General features: G+C 72.6%; 13 protein-coding genes. All 13 read right to left on the bottom strand.

Annotated features, from left to right (window positions below; translation table 11 throughout):
* Position 1: 1 nt before the first annotated feature.
* The 13 genes from def to ACBJ59_RS06355 all read right to left on the bottom strand — a co-directional run bounded on the left by def (position 2) and on the right by ACBJ59_RS06355 (position 13,470).
* Positions 2 to 550, bottom strand: a complete 549-nt coding sequence (gene def / locus ACBJ59_RS06415) for a peptide deformylase (protein WP_375109231.1) — start codon at positions 548 to 550, stop codon at positions 2 to 4.
* A 69-nt stretch (positions 551 to 619) separates the two neighbouring features.
* Positions 620 to 1,972: a hypothetical protein gene (locus ACBJ59_RS06410; RefSeq protein WP_375109230.1), complete on the bottom strand. Its 1,353-nt coding sequence runs from the start codon at positions 1,970 to 1,972 to the stop codon at positions 620 to 622.
* Positions 1,973 to 2,009: 37 nt separating this feature from the next.
* Entirely contained in the window at positions 2,010 to 3,479 is a 1,470-nt protein-coding gene (locus ACBJ59_RS06405) for a hypothetical protein (RefSeq protein WP_375109229.1), read from the bottom strand.
* 49 nt (positions 3,480 to 3,528) lie between these two features.
* Entirely contained in the window at positions 3,529 to 5,661 is a 2,133-nt protein-coding gene (locus ACBJ59_RS06400; protein WP_375109228.1) for a primosomal protein N', read from the bottom strand.
* Between the two features lie 389 nt (positions 5,662 to 6,050).
* Entirely contained in the window at positions 6,051 to 7,244 is a 1,194-nt protein-coding gene (gene metK, locus ACBJ59_RS06395; RefSeq protein WP_364134946.1) for a methionine adenosyltransferase, read from the bottom strand.
* Between the two features lie 128 nt (positions 7,245 to 7,372).
* Complete coding sequence (locus ACBJ59_RS06390; protein WP_375109227.1) at positions 7,373 to 7,735, bottom strand: hypothetical protein; 363 nt, start codon at positions 7,733 to 7,735, stop codon at positions 7,373 to 7,375.
* Between the two features lie 128 nt (positions 7,736 to 7,863).
* Positions 7,864 to 9,075 (bottom strand): bifunctional phosphopantothenoylcysteine decarboxylase/phosphopantothenate--cysteine ligase CoaBC, encoded by a 1,212-nt coding sequence (coaBC, locus tag ACBJ59_RS06385; protein WP_375109226.1) that lies wholly within the window; start codon positions 9,073 to 9,075, stop codon positions 7,864 to 7,866.
* Between the two features lie 8 nt (positions 9,076 to 9,083).
* A complete protein-coding gene (gene rpoZ / locus ACBJ59_RS06380) occupies positions 9,084 to 9,353 on the bottom strand; it encodes a DNA-directed RNA polymerase subunit omega (RefSeq protein ID WP_043638590.1) in 270 nt (89 codons plus the stop codon).
* A gap of 5 nt (positions 9,354 to 9,358) precedes the next feature.
* Positions 9,359 to 9,952: a guanylate kinase gene (gmk, locus tag ACBJ59_RS06375; RefSeq protein WP_364134994.1), complete on the bottom strand. Its 594-nt coding sequence runs from the start codon at positions 9,950 to 9,952 to the stop codon at positions 9,359 to 9,361.
* 115 nt (positions 9,953 to 10,067) lie between these two features.
* Positions 10,068 to 10,391 (bottom strand): integration host factor, actinobacterial type, encoded by a 324-nt coding sequence (gene mihF / locus ACBJ59_RS06370; RefSeq protein ID WP_020541698.1) that lies wholly within the window; start codon positions 10,389 to 10,391, stop codon positions 10,068 to 10,070.
* 527 nt (positions 10,392 to 10,918) lie between these two features.
* The gene (pyrF, locus tag ACBJ59_RS06365; RefSeq protein ID WP_375109225.1) at positions 10,919 to 11,611 is read right to left on the bottom strand and encodes an orotidine-5'-phosphate decarboxylase; all 693 of its coding nucleotides are present in this window, start codon (positions 11,609 to 11,611) and stop codon (positions 10,919 to 10,921) included.
* Positions 11,612 to 11,636: 25 nt separating this feature from the next.
* On the bottom strand, positions 11,637 to 12,614 hold the full coding sequence (locus tag ACBJ59_RS06360) for a dihydroorotate dehydrogenase (protein ID WP_364134958.1): 978 nt from the start codon (positions 12,612 to 12,614) through the stop codon (positions 11,637 to 11,639).
* Complete coding sequence (locus tag ACBJ59_RS06355; RefSeq protein ID WP_375109523.1) at positions 12,604 to 13,470, bottom strand: dihydroorotate dehydrogenase electron transfer subunit; 867 nt, start codon at positions 13,468 to 13,470, stop codon at positions 12,604 to 12,606. The genes ACBJ59_RS06360 and ACBJ59_RS06355 overlap by 11 nt, the downstream gene beginning before the upstream one ends.
* Positions 13,471 to 13,490: the final 20 nt, after the last annotated feature.

Raw genomic sequence — 13,490 nt, 5'->3', positions numbered from 1 at the left:
CTCAGAGTGCCTTTCCACCGGTGGCGTGGGGCGAGACCTTGAACACGGGGGCGGCCAGGCCGCTCCACTCCGCCTCGCGCACGGCCTTCATGGCCAGCTTGCGCTGCTTGGGGTCCATCCGGTCGATGAACAGGACGCCGTCGAGGTGGTCGGTCTCGTGCTGGAAGCACCGGGCCATGAGGTCGGTGCCCTCCAGCGTGACCGGCTCGCCGTACATGTCGAAGCCCTTGGCCACGGCGCGGACGGCGCGCGGCGTCGGGAAGGACAGGCCGGGGAAGGACAGGCAGCCCTCCTCGCCCTCCTCGTCTAGCTCCGGCGAGAGGTCGAGGTCGGGGTTGATCAGGTGGCCGAGCTGGTCGTCCACGTAGTAGGTGAACACCCGCAGCCCGACGCCGATCTGCGGGGCCGCCAGGCCCGCGCCCGGGGCGTCCATCATCGTGTCGGTGAGGTCTTTGACCAGTTTGCGGAGCTCCTTGTCGAAGTCGACGACCGGGGCCGCCGGGGTGCGCAGCACCGGGTCTCCGAACAGCCGGATCGACTGGATCGCCAAGGGGGTCACTCCGTTTCTCAAGCGTGGATCAGCCAAGTTTAGTGTAGGTAGGGACCCCCCATCGGCCCGTCAGCGGCCGCGGCCCGCCGTGTGCGGCCGCGCGTGCTCCAGCGAGCGGGCCTTCATCGCGGCCTTGCGCGCCGCCTTGACCACGGCCTGGTCGTCGTGGGCGGTGGCGAGCATGTCGAGCACGGCGATCGTGTCGGGGTGGCCGACCGCGGGCATCTCCCCGACCAGCTTGATCAGGTCTTCGCCCGGCTCCGGCGTGTCGAGCCGGCCGGCGGCGGCGCCCGACAGGTGCATGAGCGCGGCCAGGGAGTCGACCGCGATCCAGGTGTGGTCCTCGGGGCTGAGCGTCGGGGCCTGGAGGTCGCGGATGTGCAGCCAGGAGGCGGCGTAGCGGCGCATGAGCGGGTCGTCGAGGGCCTGCCTGACGGGGGCCTCGGCCTCCGGGCCCAGCTCCTCCAGGATCGCGCCCACCGCGCCGCGCTGGCCGGCCGTGCCGGACGCGGCGATCTCGATCAGGTCGCGGGCGGCCGACTCGGGCGAGCGGCGCTCCAGCCACCCGGCCACGGCGCTCTGCGTGGCGGCGCCCTTGACCAGCGCCTCCACCAGCTCGGCCGCGGACAGGTCGGCGAACACCTCCACCTCCGCGGTGGTCGGCGCGTCGTGGCCCTCGCGCAGCAGGTCGCGGCGGACGGCCCAGACGCCGAGCGGGGTGAGCGCGGTGCGACCCGCGGCGGTCTGCTCGACCAGGCCGCAGTAGGTCAGCAGCGACAGCGCCTCGAGGAGCTCGGCGGGCAGCGCGGCGGCGATCTTGCGCATCTCGACGGGGCCGGGGGCGCAGGCGACCTCGTGGGACTGGAGGATGCCGCGGGCGAGGTTGGCGGTGGCGACGCCCGAACGTACGGAATAGATCGTGGCCAGCATCTCGGCCAGGTGGCCGTCCACCACGGCCGAGCCGGTCAGCCCCTCGTCGGCGCGGTCGAGCACGTCCATGACCACGCCGTCCCAGAACTCCAGCGTGGCCTCGACCGTGAGCCGCATCGACAGCGGCCCCCGGGAGGCCCGGCCGCCGAGGATCTGCAACAGCCCGGTGTTGACGGCGACGATCCAGATCAGGCGGAGCCGGGCGGCGGGCAGGCCGAGCTCCTCGGCCGCCGCCGCGGCGTCGGCGTCCGCCAGGTGTCCCTGAGGGGTCACCTGGCGGTTGCCCGTCCAGGTGCTGAGCCTGATGGCGTCGGCCACGAGAGGCACGGCGGGCACCGCCCTGGCGAGCTCCGCGTCGGGCGCCAGCAGGACCGGTGGGAACGTCAGCGCCTCATGCTCCACGGGAGTCTCCTCAGGGGGCCGTGGCGGCACGGCGGCCTGCTCATCGATCAGCTTGCGCAGCTCGGCGAGGTCGAAGACATTGTTTGCCACCCACGAAACTTACTGCACAGCGGTCACAGGAGCGTACTCAACGGATGGCTCGGGACCGGGCTTTGAACGCGGCCTTGCGCGCCGCCTTGGCGACCGTGCCGTCGGTGATGGAGCGTCCGAGCAGTTCGAGAACCTCTACCACGTCGGGGTGGTCGACCCGCCACATCTCCTCGATCATGTGGGCGGTCGGACCGGAGGCGGCCATGTTCTCGGCGAAGATCTCGGGGTCCTCCTCGGCCGCGGGCATGGCCAGGGCCAGCATGTCGACGCTGACCCAGAGCAGCTCGTCCTGGGTGAGCGGCGGCGCGGGCAGCCTCCTGGCGGCCAGCCAGTGGATGGCGTGCGGCCGCAGCTCGTCGTCCTCGAGGTAGGCGCGCACCTCGGGCTCGGCCTCGGCGCCGAGCCGGTCGACGATGGTGATGGCGATGCCACGGGCCACGGCGGGCGCGCCGGAGGCGGCGGCCAGCAGCTCGGCGGCGGCCTCGCCGGGCCCCCGGCCGGCCAGCCAACGGCTGATGTCGTCCTCGGCGAGCTCGGTCGGCACGCCTTCGAGCAGCCCCTCGATGAGCCCGCGCGCGTCGCCCTCGGCCAGGTCGGGGGCCTGGGGGGCGTCGACGCCCAGGGAGAGGTAGTGCTCGCGCAGCGCCCAGACGGCGGGCGGCGTGAGCTCCGCGGTGTCGCCGGTGACCCGGATCATGCCGCACCACTCCAGCCGCCCGAGCACGTCGACCAGGTCGATCTCGCCGTCGCCGGCGATCTCGCCGAGGTATTCGGCGATCACGGTGACGGGCACCCGCACCTGGAGGCGGTAGAGCATGTCGAACAGGTCGTAGAGGCCCTCGTCGAGCTCCGCGGAGCCGGTGATCGTGCCGCCGGTGTCCTCCTCGATCACGTGGGTTACGCGTGCCGCCCAGGCGGCCAGCGGGTCCTCCTCGCCGGGCAGCGGCTGCTCGGCCAGCATCGGCACGCTCTTCAGCGCGGCGCGCAGGTCGTCGGGCGCGGCCAGCCGTACGGCGGGCAGCGGGGTGCACCCGGGACAGTCGCAGGGCGCCTCGCCCAGGTCGGGCAGCTCGCCGGAGGGGATGGCGATCGACTGCTCGAGCGACTCGGGGCCGATGGAGCTGAACAGGCTCTTGGCCATGCCGAAGTTCGCCGGGTCGGCTAGGGCCTCGGGCATGCGGACCGCGATGTCGTCGAGCCGCTCGCGCATCCGCGTCACCGTGCCCTGGCTCACCCGGCCCGCCTCGCTGAGGTAGTCGACGAACGTGCGGGCGGCGGCGACGGTCTCCGGCGCGCTCTCCGGAGGGGCGATGACCTTGCGCGGGTAGATGGACAGCAGCAGCTCGTCGAAGGTCTCCGGAGTGAAATCACCCAGTTCGTTGACGTTGAGGTAGTCGCTGGCGTAGTCGCAGAGCAGGCGGACCTCGTCCGCGTCCACCTCGACTTCCCGCGCGCGGCCCCAAGCACGCAGGTCGTCGATGGCCCGGTTCACCCATTCGATCGACACAGGGGCACGCTAACGGCTGGCCCACGGATGAGCGAATCGGGGAAACGGTCTAAATCAGGTCGAGAGGGTCGACACTCACCCTCACGACATCTGGCGTCTTACGCGCCGCACGCACCCCACTGGCACCTTTGAGCGCGGCGGCCAGCGCCGCGCCGCCGGCCCGGCGTACCCGGATCATGGCGCGTTCCTGACCCGACTCGTCCACCGGTACGGGGCCGAGCACCTGGGCGTCGGGCGGGAGGCGTACCTCGTCGAGCATCTGCCTGACCGCGCTCGCGGCGCCGGTCAGCGTCGCCATCCGCACCGCGGGCGGGAACCCCAGCTCGGCGCGGTCGCCGAGCTCGCGCTCCGCGTGGGTGACCGGGTCCCACCTGAGCAGGGCCTGTACGGGGGGCAGCGCGGCGTCACCGAGCACCACCAGCTCGGCGGCGGGGCGGAGAAGGGCGGCGGCGTTCATCCACCGGCGTACCGTCTCCTCGGCCGCCCGCAGGTCCGCCCGGCCGAGCAGGGCCCACCCGTCCAGCAGCACGGCCGCCGCGTAGCCGCCCTCCGCCACCGGCTCGGCGCCCGGCGTGGCGACGACCAGCGCGCGGGTGGCGGGCACGGTGGCCAGGACGCCGTCGCGGCCGGAGGTGCGCACATGGGTGGCGGGGAAGGCGCGGCCGAGCTCCTCCGCCGTACGCCTGGCGCCGGTGACCACCGCGCGCAGCCGGGGGCTGCCGCAGGACGGGCACCGCCAGCCGGCGTCCACCCGGCCGCACCAGCGGCAGTAGGGGGCCGCGTGGCCGCCCCTGAGCGCGAGCGGCCCGTGGCACAGCAGCCGGCTCTCGTCCTGGCCGCTCAGCTGGGCCTCGGCCTGACCGCTCAGCTGGACCTCGGCCTGGCCGTCCGCCTCCGGGACCCGGGGGGCCGTCCGGGTGGGCGGCAGGACACAGCGGGCGGGGGTGCGGCAGTGCCCGCAGGCCAGGGCGGGCAGGTAGCCGCGCCTGGGCACCTGCACCAGCACCGGGCCGCTCTCCAGCCCGTGGCGCAGGGCCCGCCAGGCGATGCTGGGCAGGCGGGCCTGCCGGGCGGCCTGGTCCTTGGCCAGCTCGGCGTCCTCGCCGGCGGGGTGTACGCGGGGGGCCAGGCTCCTGATCGTCGTGCGGGCGGCCACGATGGGCCTGGCCCACCGGGTGGCGACGAGCTGGGTGGCCTCGGCGGTACGCGCGTAGCCGCCGATCAGCATCCCCGCGCCGGTCCGGTGGGCCCGCAGCCCCAGCACCTCGCGGGCGTGCGGGTAGGGGGCCAGGCGCTCGGCGTGCAGGTCGTCTCCGTCGTCCCAGATGGCCACCAGGCCGAGCCCGGAGACGGGGGCGAACATGGCGGCCCTGGTGCCGACAACGGCGCGCACCTGGCCTCTCAGCACCTTCAGCCACCGTCTGTACCGCTCCGCCGGGCCCAGGTCCGCCGTGAGCGCCACGTGCCTGCCGGGGCCGAGCAGCCGCCCGAACGCGGCGTCGGCCAGCGCGACGTCCTTGCCGTCGGGGACCACGACCACCGCTCCCCTGCCGCCGTCCAGCGTGGCGCGCACCGCCTCGGCCATGGCGTCCGCCCAACCGCCGCCGCCGGGCAGCGCCGACCACACGGCCCGGGGCGCGCGGCCGGCGCGCAGGGCGTCGAGGAAGGAAGGGCCGGTCGGGTACGCCGCCCAGGCGCTCGTGGCCGGTTCGGCAGGTTCGCCCGGCGGGTCCTCCTTGGGCGGCTCCGCCTCGGCCTTGGCGTGGCGGGGCGGGACGGCGAGGCGCAGCACGTCGGCCAGGGTGCCGGCGTAGCGGTCGGCGACCGCCCTGGCCAGGCCCACGATCTCCGGGGTCAGCACCTGCTCGGGCGACACCACGCGTTCGAGCGGGGTGAGCTTGCCCTCGTGGTCGCTCCCGGCCGCCCGCTCCAGCAGGAACCCGTCGACGAGCTTGCCCGCGAAGCGCACCCGCACGCGCACGCCCGGCTCGGCCGTCTCGTGCAGGGCGGCCGGGACCAGGTAGTCGAAGAGGCGGTCGAGGTGCGGCAGCGGGCTGTCCACGGCCACCCGCGCCACCGGATTGTCGGGGGCGGGGACGACGGCGCCCTTGGTGTCCTTCGACGACGTCGCGGGCCGCACGGCTTCGAGCGGCAGGAGGGCGTCGTCGGAGGAGTCGGTCACGCATAACGTCTACCAGACCCCCACGCCCGGCCACGCCCGCTGCCCGAGAGCCGCGCACCCGGCCTCCGGGCACCACACCCTCGGATCCGGAGTGCGGGCGTCACGGGACGGCACGCCTCCCGGCCGGCCCCGCTTTCCGCACGTCACCACGCCCGCCCCGCTGAGGTCCGTGGAGAGGGGCGGCCCGTGGGAGGGGACGGCGAGGTGGCGGGAGCGGCGGTGCACCGACCGGGCGCCGCCACGGCTTTCCAGCAGGGCGTCACCGCGGACACCCGCGAAGGCCATCCCCGGGGAACGCCGAAGCCGGCGCCGCCGCTCAGGTGGAGCATGGCGGCACCGGGCAGGTGAGCTCCCGGACCGGCCAGGTCGGGCCGGTCCGGGGGGAGCCGTCAGAGGCCGGCGGCGGTCCTGAGGGCCTCGGCGCGGTCGGTGGACTCCCAGGAGAAGCCCTCGCGGCCGAAGTGCCCGTAGGCGGCGGTCTCCGAGTAGATCGGGCGCAGCAGGTCGAGGTCGCGGATGATCGCGGCCGGGCGCAGGTCGAACACCTGCAGCACGGCGTCCTGGATCTTCTCCACCGCCAGCTTCTCGGTGCCGAAGCACTCCACGAACAGGCCGACCGGCTGGGCCTTGCCGATCGCGTACGCCACCTGGACCTCGCACCGGTCGGCGAGCCCGGCGGCGACGACGTTCTTGGCGACCCAGCGCATCGCGTAGGCGGCCGAGCGGTCGACCTTGGACGGGTCCTTGCCGGAGAAGGCGCCGCCACCGTGGCGGGCCATGCCGCCGTAGGTGTCGATGATGATCTTGCGGCCGGTGAGGCCGGCATCGCCCATCGGGCCGCCGATCTCGAAGCGGCCGGTCGGGTTGACCAGCAGGCGGTAGCCCTCGGTGTCGAGGTCGGGGTCGAGCTCCGCGAGCACGGGGTCGACCACGTGCTCCTTGATGTCGGGCGCCAGCATCTCCTTGAGGTCGATCTCGGCCGCGTGCTGCGTGGAGACGACCACGGTGTCGAGGCGGACGGGCGTGTCGCCGTCGTATTCGATCGTGACCTGCGTCTTGCCGTCGGGGCGGAGGTAGGGGACCTTGCCGGTCTTGCGCACCTCGGCCAGGCGCTGGGCCAGGCGGTGGGCCAGCGTGATCGGCAGCGGCATCAGCTCGGGGGTCTCGCGGCAGGCGTAGCCGAACATGAGGCCCTGGTCGCCGGCGCCCTGGCGGTCGAGCTCGTCGGCGTCGCCGCCGATGCGGTGCTCGTAGGCGTCGTCGACACCCTGGGCGATGTCGGGCGACTGCGCGCCGATGGACACCGACACGCCGCAGGAGGCGCCGTCGAAGCCCTTGTGGGAGGCGTCGTAGCCGATCTCCAGGATCTTCTCCCGGATGACGCCGGGGATGTCGACGTAGGTCTCGGTCGTGACCTCGCCTGCGACGTGGACCTGGCCGGTAGTGATCAGCGTCTCGACGGCGACCCGGCTCTTGGGGTCGTCCTTGAGCATGGCGTCGAGAATCGCGTCACTGATCTGGTCGGCGATCTTGTCCGGGTGGCCCTCGGTGACCGACTCGGAGGTGAACAGGCGACGTGACAACTCAGTGGCTCCTCATGCAGCGGCTGCTGACGTATGTAAGGCCCGGGGCAGATGGGCATGCCTGGGCCTCGCCGAAGTCTAGCCCTACCCGGTGCCCGGTCGCGAAACCGTCCACCATCTGGCTCCCATCACAGATCGGGCAGGGGGTCGGGTGGCAGCGTCTCCGGCGCGAAGATCTCCGCGTCGGCGGCCGACACCACCGCGGCGTACTCCTCATCGAACTCGAACACCATCGAGCCGAGCTCGAGTACGTGTCCAGTCAGGATGGGGCCGAGCCTGGTGTCGCGCGGGAACTCGGCGAACACCGACACCGGCCGATCGATCCTGAGCGTCCTGGTGGCCAGCACGGAAATGGCCGAGTCGGTGACGACGATCAGGAAGTTCCCCGTACCGGCCGGCCCCGCGGAGAACGCGGGGAAGACGTACTGGATCTCCCCTTGGTCGCCGAGCAATGTTCTACAACGATCCCTGACAGCAGAACCCACCGGCATTCCATCCCCCTTTGCCCCAAGTATCCGCAGGCGTCCGGGGGTGTTGCAACAGGTGATCGAGTAATTGGCTCTGCACGCTTTGTACGCGATACGGGTAGCGCGTCCCCTAAATGACCGTTTCGGGGGAATCAGTGGAGACGGGCGGCCACCAGGTCCCACACGGCGTCGGCCAGGTCCTCCTTGGGCCCGAACGGCACCTCCACCGGCTCGCCGCCCGCCACCAGCACGGTGGCCGCGTTGCCGGGGGTGCCGAACGCCAGCCCCTCCCCCACCTGGTTGACGACCAGCAGGTCGCAGCCCTTGCGCGCGAGCTTGGCCTGCCCGTTGGCGAGCACGTCGTGCGTCTCGGCCGCGAACCCGACGATCACCTGGGCCCGCGCCCCGCCGACGGCGCCGGCCGATCCGGCACGACGGCGCTCGCCCAGCTCGGCGAGGATGTCGGGGTTCTTGGTCAGCCGGATGGCCTCGGGCTCGCCATCCGTCTTCTTGATCTTGGCGTCATGGCGTGTCGCGGGCCGGAAGTCGGCCACCGCCGCGGCCATGACCACCACGTCGGCGCCGGCCGAGGCGGCCAGCACGGCCTCGCGCAGCTCGGCTGTGGACTCCACCCGCACCACCGTGGAACCGGCGGGGTCGGGGAGGGTGACGTTGGCGGCGAGCACCGTCACCTCGGCGCCGCGGGCGGCGGCCGTGCGGGCCAGGGCGTAGCCCTGCAGCCCGGAGGAGCGGTTGCCGATGTAGCGGACGGGGTCGATGGCCTCGCGGGTGCCCCCGGCGGAGACCACGACCTTGCGCCCGGCCAGGTCGCGGGGCCGGCCGCGCGACACGCGCAGGCAGACCTGGAAGATCTCGGCGGGGTCGGGCAGCCGCCCGGGGCCGGTGTCGGCGCCGGTGAGCCGGCCCACCGCCGGGTCGATCACGACGGCTCCCCGCTCGCGCAGCGTCGCGACGTTGGCGCGGGTGGCGGGGTGCTGCCACATCTCGGTGTGCATCGCGGGCGCGAACACGACCGGGCACGTGGCCGTCAGCAGCGTGTTGGTGAGCAGATCGCCCGCCATGCCGTGCGCCGCCCTGGCGAGCACGTCGGCGGTCGCCGGTGCCACCACGACGAGGTCGGCGCTCTTGCCGATCCGTACGTGGGGCACCTCGTGAACGTCGTCCCACACCTCCGCCGACACGGGGTTGCCCGACAGGGCGGCCCAGGTGGGCGCGCCCACGAACTTCAGGGCCTCGCGGGTCGGGGCGACCCGCACCTCGTGGCCGGACTCGGTGAAAAGGCGCAACAGCTCACACGCCTTGTACGCGGCGATGCCGCCGCTGACGCCCAGGACGACCTTCATCGAAGGGGTCAGACCGCGCCTTCGATGGGCTCGGCGTTGAGCAGGCCCTCGGAGACCTCGCGCAGCGCGATGGACAGTGGCTTCTCCTGAGCATGCGTCTCGACCAGTGGCCCGACGTATTCCAGCAGGCCCTCGCCGAGCTGGGAGTAGTAGGCGTTGATCTGGCGGGCGCGCTTGGCACCCATGATCACCAGGGAGTATTTGCTGTCGACGATGTCGAGCAGCGCGTCGATCGGCGGGTTGGTGATGCCCTCCGCGGCCGGGGTGGTGCCTGCCACGATTGTCAGACCTCTCGGTTGGTGGTTGTCGTGACCCCCTGAGGGTCAGTCATCAAGGCTATCAGCCGATGGCACACGTCTTGGACGCTCGTGTTCACCAGGGTGAGGTCGAACTCGCCCTCGGCGGCCATCTCGATCCGTCCGGCCTCCAGCCGGCGCGCGATGACCTCCTCCGGCTCGGTGCCGCGCCCGCGCAGCCGCTTCTCCAGCTCCTCCCACGTGGGCGGGGCCAGGAAGATCAGCAGCGCCTCCGGCATGCTCCGGCGTACCTGCCTGGCTCCCTCGAGGTCGATCTCGAGCAGGGTCGGCACGCCGTCGGCGAGCTTCTTCAGCACCGGCTCGCGCGGCGTGCCGTAGCGGTTGCCCGCGAACTCCGCCCACTCGAGCAGCTCGCCCGCCTCCACGAGGCGGTCGAACTCCTCTCCGTCGACGAAGAAGTAGTGGACCCCGTTGACCTCACCGGGCCGGGGCCTCCTGGTTGTCACCGAGACCGACAGCCACACCTCTGGGTGTGCCCGCCGGAGCTCGGCGACGACCGTGGACTTTCCGACGCCCGACGGCCCTGAAAGGACCGTCAGCCGCCTTTCGCTCAAGGGCAGGAAGCCGACCTCCGCTACCGATCCGACCGCCTCGTGGGCACTGACATCGCCGGACCAGGACCTGTCGGTCACTTCCTACCCCCCGTTGAACCTGCGATTTCGTGTGGAACAGAGATTAGCTCTCGTTGCCACCGAACTCGCGCTCGAGGGAGGCCCTCTGGTTCGCACCGAGACCCCGCACGCGGCGGGACTCGGCAATGGCAAGCCGCTCCATGAGCTGCTTGGCGCGGACCTTGCCCACGCCAGGGAGCGATTCCAACAAAGCCGACACCTTCATCTTGCCGATGACGTCGTCGGTCTGCCCATCCTTGAGCACCTCAGCCAGAGAAACCGCGCCATGCTTGAGCCGGTTCTTGACCTCGGCACGCTCTTTACGGGCCTTGGCAGCCTTCTCCAGGGCTGCGGCGCGCTGCTCAGGGGTCAGGGGAGGAAGAGCCACGCCGGGTCACCTCGAATTTCTGTCGATGTACTCGGACGGGAAGGGAAACTAGCTGGTCATCGCCCCCTAAGCAACGTCAAGAGCGGTTTCTCTCGCCACAAAATCCACTTCATCACTCTGCGTATTCGTAAAATCACATTCCGCTGATCAAATCGCCCTCACATCCGTCTTCGCGCGTCGGCTCGCGCCGATGTCGCGAAACGCAACGATGATCGCATTCCCGTCATCGGCCGATGTCCGAAACCCGCCCCGCACCAGGGCCGAAACCCGATGCGGCGATGGTGCGCGACCTCCCGCACGGATGCATTACGATCTTGTGAGCGGGGGTCTTCCGGGCGTGTCCTGCGCGTCCACTTCCGAGGGTCCGTCCTGTCACCGGGTGACCGTCTGGTGGGCGGGGCGACCGGAGGGGTTCGTGCGGCGGCGGTGACGTACGGCCACGGCCGGGTCCGCGCGGGCGCGGCAGTCCGGGCGGGCAGGTAAGCCGGGCGGGCGCGGACCGGAGGCGGCCGAGGTTCCCGAGGGCGTTACGAGGCGCGGCGGAGTGAGGCGGCGATGGCGGCGGCGGTCGCCCCCGGGTCCGGCGAGCCCGTGATGGGCCGCCCGATGACCAGCAGGTCCGCCCCGTCGGCCAGCGCCTGCTCCGGCGTGGCCACGCGCACCTGGTCCTGCGTGGCGGCTCCGGTGGGCCGCACACCGGGCGTGATGAGGGTGATCCCCTCCCCCACCTCGGCCCGCACGGCCGACACCTCGTTGGGCGAGCACACGAGCGCCGTGGCGCCCGCCTCGACCGACAGCGCCGCCAGGCGGCGTACAGCGTCCTCGGCGGGCCCGGCGAGCCCGATGCGGTCAAGGTCGGCCTCGGTCAGGGAGGTCAGGACGGTCACGGCGGCGATCTGGGTGTGCGGCGCGGCCTCCACGGCGGCCCTGATCATGGCTCGCCCGCCGGCGGCGTGCACGGTGAGGATCGAGGGCCGCAGCCGCGACACCGCGCGCGCCGCGCCGGCGACGGTGTTGGGGATGTCGTGCAGCTTGAGGTCGAGGAACACGCGCACGCCGCTGGCCCCCCGCACGGAGGCGATCACGTCGGGGCCGTAGCGCAGGTAGAGCTCCAGGCCGACCTTGACCGTGCTGACATGGGGCGTGACCAGGGCGGCCCACCGGGCGGCGGTCTCCAGGTCCGGGGCGTCGAGAGCGACGGCTATGGGCGCGGGGGTCAAGACGGGCTCTCCTGGGATTCGGGAGTCAAGGCGTGCTCTCCTCGGTATCGACCAACAGGTGCCGGGGGGCACTCCCCGGCGGGCGGTGCGCGAGGCCGACGGCGTCGGCCAGCCGCTGGAAGCCACGGGCCCTCAGGAGGTCCTCGAGCTCGCGTTCGATGCGCAGGCAGGCGTAGGGGTCGTGGAACAGCGCCGTGCCCACTCCGACCGCGCAGGCGCCCGCCAGGACGAGCTGGAAGGCGTCCCGGCCGGTCATCACGCCGCCGATGCCGATCAGGGGCACCCCGGGCAGCGCCGCGTGGACCTGCCAGACGCACCGTACGGCCAGCGGCAGGATGGCCGGCCCCGACAGCCCGCCGGTGACGGCGGCGAGCGAGGGCCGCAGCGCCTCGGTGTCGATGGCCATGCCGAGCGGATTGTTGATCATGGACAGCGCGTCGGCCCCGGCGTCCACGCAGGCCCGCGCGACGGAGACGATGTCGGCCACGTCGGGCGCAAGCTTGGCGACGACCGGCACGTCGTAGCGCATGATGGAGCGTACGGAGGCGATCACCTCGGCCGCCGCGCTGCCCTCGCGGGCGAAGACGCGGCCCCGGTCCTCCATGTTCGGGCAGGAGAGGTTGACCTCCAGCGCGGTCACCCCGGGCGCGTCGGCGAGCCTGCGGGCCAGCTCCGAATACTCGGCGACGGTGCCCCCGCCGATCGAGACGATGGTCTTGATGCCCCGCTGGGCCAGCCAGGGCAGCTCGCGCTCCAGGAACGCCTCGATGCCCGGCCCCTGCAGCCCGACGGCGTTGAGCATGCCGGAGGGCGTCTCCGCCATGCGCGGCGTGGGCCGGCCGGCGCGCGGCGCCATGGTGATCGAGCGGGTGGTCAGCGCGCCGAGGCGGTGGAGGTCGAAGAACTGGGCCAGCTCCCGTCCCGAGGCGGCGCAGCCGGCGGCGGTGGTGATGGGGTTGGCCAGTTCCACGTGCGCCAGGAACGTACGCATATCAACTGACATGTCGTGCACCGCCTCCGGGGGCGCCGAGCGCGTCGAACGGGATCGTTCCCACGTCCTCGAAGCGCACCCGCTCCCCCCGGAACACCGGCCCCTCCGCACACGCCCTGACCATCCTGGTCGCCCCGTCGTCCCCGATCACGGGCAGCACGCACGTCATGCACACGCCGATCCCGCAGGCCATCGACTCCTCGACCGCCACCTGCACCGGGATGTCGAACTCCATCGCCACCGCCGTCACCGCCCGCAGCGTCTCCATGGGCGCGCACGCGTAGACGGCGTCGGCGCGCGTGTCGGCGATCACCGAGGGCAGCGCGTCGGTGACCTTGCCGCGCAGCCCGAGCGAGCCGTCCTCGGTGGTCAGCGTGGTCGTCTGGGCCATCCTGCGGGCCCGCATCGCCCCGAACACCCGCTCCGCCCCGGTGCCGCCGAGCACGAAGTCGACCCGGCAGCCACGCGCCAGCAGCGCGTCGGCCAGCGGGAAGAGCACGGCGGAGCCGTAGTCGGAGCCGACCAGCACGCAGTTGACGGGGTCGCGCGGCAGCGGGAAGGGGCGCCCGAGCGGTCCGACCAGGTCGAGCGTGTCACGGGCGCGCCGGTCGGCCAGCCACGCGGTGCCCGGGCCGCGCACGGTGAAGACGAGCTCCACCGTGCCGCCGTAGTCGGACTTCACGTCGTGGATGGACAGCGCGCGGCGCGTCACCATCGACGTGTGCGCCCCGCCGACCGCCACGGAGACGAAGTGACCGGGGCGGTAACGCTCGGCGATGCCGGGCGCCACCACCGTCAGCGCATGATAGGCGTCGACCCGGCGCGTCGTGAGCACCGTGCCCGTCACCTGCACCGGTGTGCCGGCCAGTCGTCTTCACCTCCCGTGCG

The organism is Nonomuraea sp. MTCD27 (assembly GCF_041950495.1).
Classification (GTDB): Bacteria; Actinomycetota; Actinomycetes; order Streptosporangiales; family Streptosporangiaceae; genus Nonomuraea.
The sequence above is the reverse complement of the archived record's forward strand: the minus strand, read 5'-3'. Positions and strand labels throughout refer to the sequence as shown.

What these genes read in the sequence shown, in the direction of transcription:
- ACBJ59_RS06390 (WP_375109227.1), bottom strand. Translation starts at nt 7,735, where the DNA reads ATGCCGGTGGGTTCTGCTGTCAGGGATCGTTGTAGAACATTGCTCGGC.
- coaBC (WP_375109226.1), bottom strand. Translation starts at nt 9,075, where the DNA reads ATGAAGGTCGTCCTGGGCGTCAGCGGCGGCATCGCCGCGTACAAGGCG.
- ACBJ59_RS06360 (WP_364134958.1), bottom strand. Translation starts at nt 12,614, where the DNA reads ATGTCAGTTGATATGCGTACGTTCCTGGCGCACGTGGAACTGGCCAAC.